This window comes from Pedobacter sp. UBA5917, assembly GCF_002432345.1.
In the GTDB taxonomy this organism is placed as follows: domain Bacteria; phylum Bacteroidota; class Bacteroidia; order Sphingobacteriales; family Sphingobacteriaceae; genus Pedobacter.
This window is the reverse complement of record NZ_DJDT01000249.1, coordinates 1-6,211: the sequence shown is the minus strand read 5'-3', so window position 1 is coordinate 6,211 and position 6,211 is coordinate 1. Positions and strand designations below refer to the sequence as shown.

General features: G+C 38.5%; 3 protein-coding genes. All 3 read right to left on the bottom strand.

Translation table 11 applies throughout. The annotated features are described in order from the left end of the window. Window positions 1-1,915 (bottom strand): SusC/RagA family TonB-linked outer membrane protein (locus B2V92_RS16805; RefSeq protein WP_293310256.1); only part of this gene is annotated, 1,915 nt, incomplete at its 3' end. Between the two features lie 525 nt (window positions 1,916-2,440). Continuing rightward, window positions 2,441-3,016 carry an adenylyl-sulfate kinase gene (gene cysC / locus B2V92_RS16800; RefSeq protein WP_293310254.1) on the bottom strand — a complete coding sequence of 192 codons (576 nt, stop codon included), beginning with the start codon at window positions 3,014-3,016 and terminating at the stop codon, window positions 2,441-2,443. 154 nt (window positions 3,017-3,170) lie between these two features. Continuing rightward, window positions 3,171-5,987 carry a TonB-dependent receptor gene (locus tag B2V92_RS16795; protein ID WP_293310252.1) on the bottom strand — a complete coding sequence of 939 codons (2,817 nt, stop codon included), beginning with the start codon at window positions 5,985-5,987 and terminating at the stop codon, window positions 3,171-3,173. Between the last annotated feature and the right edge of the window lie 224 nt (window positions 5,988-6,211).

The window sequence follows — 6,211 nt, the reverse complement described above, 5'->3', positions numbered from 1 at the left end:
AATCGCCAATTTCAGCATTACCTGTTGTACCGTAACTGGCCCTTAATTTCAAGAAACTGATTGGTTTAACCTCTTTTAAAAAGCTTTCCTTGCTCAAGATCCAGGATGCCCCCAGTTGATAAAAATCGCCACCACTTTTGTTTAAACCAAAACGTGAGGAGTTTTCGTGTACAAAGGATGCAATAGCGAAATACTTACCTGCATAATTGTAATCAACCTGGCTTAAATATTTGCTGAAATTATATTCGTTGGTTCCTCCTGATGGATTGCTGATAATGTCGGTAGCAGTAGACATTACCGGGCGGCCGGCAGGTAAATTTTTTCCATTTAAATTGGCTTCATCATAATATGATTTTTCAGCTTCGCCAACAGCAAGAACTGTTAAATGGTTTTCGCCAAAGCTATTTTCATATTTTAATCTGTTCGAACTTAGCAGCCTGTTTTTGTAGGTTGTTGAGTTGTAAAGCGAGCCGTTGGTTGCACCGCCTTCTTTAGTACGTTTATCGTAGTAATCTACAGCAAAAGTGTTGTAAAATGTGGTTCTGTTATAACTGGAAAAAGTTAAATTCTTTACAATGTTATAATCTAAATTTACATCGGCACTTAAATTCAGGCTTCTTTGATAAGAAAGATTATATTGTGTAGAATGAAGAAAATTTTCTACATCCCGGCCTTTCCAAGTTGGTGTAACCCGAGGGTCAACCGGCGTTCCGTCTGCATTATAAGCAGGATCGAAAGGAAGGTTTAAATAGCCGTCTCCAAGTGTGTTGCTATTGGCATAGTTGTTTCTGGTAAATACCCCATTTAGCAATAAACTCACTTTTAGTTTTTTGGTTAACTGACTATTTAAATTTGCCCTCAGATTATAGGCATTTTTATCGTTATTGATTACGGTCCCCTGTTCTCTATAAAAGTTACCCGCGATGTAATACCTTGTTTTTTCAGTCCCGCCGGATGCAGAAAGGGTATAATTCTGTGTCATTCCATTTTGAGTAGCCAGGTCCCACCAGTTGGTATCATTTTTCAAAGCTGATGGATCCGGATTGGAAAATGTTTTCTGATAATCGTACAATTGCTGACTGTTCATCAATTTGAAATTACCGGTAGAAGGTGAATTAAAACCCACAACTGAACTGAATTCTATTTTTGCCTCGCCGGCTTTACCTGTTTTAGTGGTTACAATGATAACGCCACTACCTGCACGTGAGCCATATAAGCCGGTAGCCGCAGCATCTTTTAAAATCGTAATGGATTCTACATCATTCGGACTATAAGTAGCGCCTTCGGTTCCATAGGCACCAAGAATATTCCCATCTACAACCAGTAGTGGCGCTGTTCCTCCATTAATACTTCCGATGCCTCTTATGGTCATTTTAGGTGCAGAAGTTGGGTCTCCACTCCCTGAAGAAACCACTACGCCAGGAGCTTTACCCTGAATCATGGAAATTACATCGTTGGAGGCCACCCCTTTTAATTTTTCGGCAGAAATTACTGAAACAGAACTTGATAGTTCGCCCTGTTTTTTGGACGAATACCCTACAACAACTACATCGCTCAGGTTGTTGTTTTCTTCCTCCAAACTGATATTGATTGAAGTTCTGCCCTGAACAGGGATTTCTTGTGTTTTATAACCTACTGATTTAATGATTAAAATACCATCAGCAGGAACAGTGATTGCAAAATTACCAGATCCATCAGTTGAGGTACCGATACCCGGATTTGACTTTAGAGTAATGGTTGCCCCAGGAACCGGGCCTGATTTATCGGTTATCTTACCTTTGATGGTAATATCGGCAAAATAAGCGGGTTCCTCTGCCTTTATGCTTGTGTTGTGGTTTAGATGGACAAAGGCTTTACTTTCGTTAAGCCAAAATAAGCCAACTGCGCCAAAAATCAGTAAAGATTTGATCTTCATGTTTTGTTGTTTTTAAGTTAGTTGATAGGTTGTTGCGGGATAATTTAGATTTGCTTTTTTAAATCATAGGCCGATTACCATTTTGTTATACCATGGAAATTTCTGGTCGTTTTTTGCTCGTTTACTTTAAAAAAGGACATATAACGAAGTTGGTTAACCCTCAATGCCGCTCTTTCCAAATCTAATTTATGCTATTTGAGGTGCACAAAATCTTTAAACACAACGCAAACGTTTGATTATGAGCAAAGAAATGGATCGATTTTATAGCTCTTGCCACATGACAAATGGAACTTCGTACGAGAACATGCTTCTAATATTATTGAAACTATTTTTTAATAGCCAATAATCAGGAAAAACGTGTATAAGAAAATAGATGAATACCATTGGATAAAAAAACTAACAAACGTTTGCGTTAAGATTTTCAATAATGGCAGGACAAAAAGACCCACGACAATCAAATTCAATGAATAATTGCCAGGAGTTTTATAAAATTTAAACAAACACCAATAAATAGGCTAAAAGTGTTTAAGAATGAGAACTGATTTTTGAAATAATTTGAGAAAACACCCTATCCATGCTTTGATCAGGATTTTCTGTGTAGGTTTTGATAACAAGATCTGCTTTTACAGCTGGTTCGAATTTGGCGCTGATACCGGTAAAGTTCTTGATCAGGTTCAAACCTGCATTTTTATAAAGACCCTTTACATCTCTTTCTTTGCATATGGACAGTGGGCAGTCTAAAAATACCTCAAAATATCCTTCTCCAATAATTTCTGCGGCCAACAAACGGTTTTCTTCCAATGGGGTAATAAAAGAACAGATGGTAATCAGATTATTTTTTAACATCAGTTTGGCAATTTCTGCCGCCCGCCGGATGTTTTCTGTCCTATCTGCTTCGCTAAATCCCAGATGTTTATTAATACCCTCCCTAAGTATATCACCATCCAGGCTAACAGTATAAAAACCTTCTTCTTCGAGTTTCTCTTTCAACAGGGTAGAAATGGTTGTTTTCCCTGAGCCAGATAATCCAAAAATCCAGATTACTATGCCATTTTGCGGCAGGTTGGTTAAACCATTTCTTTTAGCGCTTAAGAGAGACATAATTGATGTTGTAGATGGGTTGAGGCAATAAACAAAAGCTAAAGATACCAGGCTAAATTTATATTCATAAATTAACTGTAAGAAAAGCAAAAAATCCTTAACATTTACTATAAAAGTAATTGCTAAGGATTGAAAGGAGAATAATTTATCCCTGCTAATTAACTGTACTACGTGGATTGCTTCTTTCGTTATTTGCCCCAACCTTGGTTAATTTATAGTTTAACGATAGATAAAAATAACGGGTAATGTTATTGTAGCGCACATCTTCTATCCTGCTGCTGTTCACAATCCTATCTATGCTGGTATTCTGGTTCAGGATATCAAAACCTTTCAAGCTTAACGTTACCCTGCGTTTCATCAGGTATTTGTTGATACCGGCATTAAGCAAAAAGTAATTGTTGTTAAATCCATCAGAACGGCCGGCAGAACCAATGTGATTAAGATCGGCCTCTACCCTTAAATCTTTTATAAATTCGTAGCTTAGGTTCAGCGTATTTTCGAGACTGAAATACTTATTGTTTATGGCCGATTCGGCAGTGTTATTTACCTTGGTATACCCTACGTAAGCATAAATACCTGCGTTAAATTTATCGTCGATATCGTAACTCCAGTTAATATTCGGCCCTATTTCGAACCTGTTGGTAATGTTTTTATCGCCGCTGATAAAGTTTGTCCGGTGTTCGGTAAAGAAGTTCGCACCATAATTCATCCTCAAACCTTTAAGTTTTGATGGCATCCCGAAATAGGTTCCGGCACGCAGATAATAGTTGCCGTTTACGTTGATGGGTTTTACCGTTTGGATACCATTGTTATAGGTAATATCGTTCCCGGTATCATCAAACGATAAATTATAAAGGAAATATCCATTCCAATAGCGGTTATTATCAGGACTAAAAGTATTGAAGTTTACCGATAGCCTATGGTTTTTCCTTGCTTCCAGATCCGGATTACCAATTCTTTGGTATAGCGGATTGGTATTGTTTTGCACAGGTTGCAAATCGGTAACGGAAGGTAAATTAACACTAGCCCGGTAATTGATGGCGATGGTTTGGTTGGCCTTATTCTTAAAATTAACCGTTAAACGCGGTAATAAATTATAGTACGATTTATCGATATTGCCAATATTGGCGCCTAGGTTATTGAACACATTGGCGTTTAACAAACTTTGCTGCGCATTCAATCCGAAATTATATGTCCAGTCTTTTCCTGTATATATAAAACCCAATCCGGCTGTTTGCAGGCTGTTATGGTTATCGAAAGTATTGGTTAATGATGGTACAATGGTTTCGTAACGATCGGTTGTTGGGTTATAATCAAAAGTGATCTGCTGTGCATCAACAATACTCCTTGTATAACCGTAGGCAAGATTGGCACTCCATTTCTGATTAAGCTGCCTCGCGTAATTTCCGTTAATGGTATAGGTTTTTGAAGCATTTTCCTGATTAGCCTGCTGATTGATATTGGTAACAGTGGTACCGCCATTTACATACTGATTGAGTAATGATTGGTTTAACCAATCAGAATTAAAGGTATTCTGTGTACCATTTAAACGCAGTGAAAATGATCCTTTTTTGTTTGCCAATCTTCTCAGTACAGTAAATTCACCAAATAACGAAGGGGTAAAGTTATGCTGGTTATAATACTGGCTTCCATCATTTGCTTTTCCCGTGGCATCAAAATTAGCATTGAAAGTACGGTTATTGATGTTGGTGGTATTGTTTAAAATCACATTGGGGCGCAGTACGATATCAGTTAGCGAATCGGGATGATATTCGGCCTTAAAATTAAAACGGTGCGCCTGGTTATCGCTGTTTCGGTTGGTATTATCCAAAGTACGCAGAATATCGCCCGAACTTAAATCCTGGATATTGGATAATTTATTGCCCAAACCAGAAGAGAAATAGGTAAAGTAACTACCGCTGATGGCCAGTTTATTGTTTTTGCCCCAGGAGTTGCTGTAGTTAACCCCACCGCTGTGCGTGGTATACAGACCAATGGCATTGTTATCAAAAACACCGCTACCACCAATGGTAGTTTTACCGTTGTTGTTATTGATAGAAAAACTTCCTCCGGCAGGCGGTGCAAAAATATTACCGATATTGCCACCGCTGAAACTGCTCAGGTCATCATAACCGAAACTGGCATCGTTGGTATTGTTGCTCATGCCCAAAACAGCAAACTGCAGGTTCTTATTAAAATGATTGGCACTTAAATAACTTCCGTATTTATCGGTTGTACCCCCGGCAAGGTTGGCATTACCGAACCAGCCTTTTTTCTTGTCTTCTTTGATGGTTAGGTTTAATACCTTTTCGCGCTGGCCATCGTCAATCCCTGTTGCTTTGGCTTCCTGTGTTTTGCTATCAATCAATTGTATTTTCGCTATGGCATCGGCAGGCAGATTTTTGGTTGCGGTTTTTGGATCGGTTCCAAAAAAGTCTTTACCATCAACGGTTAAGCGGGTAACCTTTTGGCCCTGCACCAAAATACTTCCATCCTTATCAACGGTTACACCCGGGAGTTTTTTCAAAAGGTCTTCAACCGCTGCATTGGGTCTGGTTTTATAGGCATCGGCATTAAATTCAATAGTATCCTTTTTCACGGTTGCTGTGGCATAACGACCGCTTACCGCAACATCTTTTAAGGCAATGGCATCTTCCTGCAACTTTAAAGCGCCAAGATTAATTGTTTTTCCATTAACAGTAATATTTTTGGTTACCGGGTTATAACCCATTGCCGAAATCCTGATTTTATAATCGCCATTGGCAACGGCATTGAAAGAAAATTCTCCGGCCTTATTGGTTACAACCCCAACTTTTTTGACCGAATCGGTTTTATTTGATAAGATGATCCCCACATATTCGATTGGCTGATCCGTTTTTCTATCAATAATTTTTCCATTTATATTACCCACCTGTTGTGCGAAGAGTTTCGTAGATATCAGGCACAACATGATCCATAAATAGGTTTTCATAGCTAAAAATTCGTTTATTCTAAATTTGTTCGATTAACCTTTTTTCGAGGTTTCAGCTATATGACACCAAAAAGTATAAAGTGTGACAGAAAAAATTGCTTTTTCTTCCGAAGTTTAGAAGAGGCTGTGGGAAAGGGTCAACTTCGGAAGTCTCAAAAGGCCTAAGCAAAGGCCGACTTTGGAAGTTGGAAAGCGCTTAATCGCATAATGGATACTGAAACAAG

What these genes read in the sequence shown, in the direction of transcription:
- cysC (WP_293310254.1), bottom strand. Translation starts at nt 3,016, where the DNA reads ATGTCTCTCTTAAGCGCTAAAAGAAATGGTTTAACCAACCTGCCGCAA.
- B2V92_RS16795 (WP_293310252.1), bottom strand. Translation starts at nt 5,987, where the DNA reads ATGAAAACCTATTTATGGATCATGTTGTGCCTGATATCTACGAAACTC.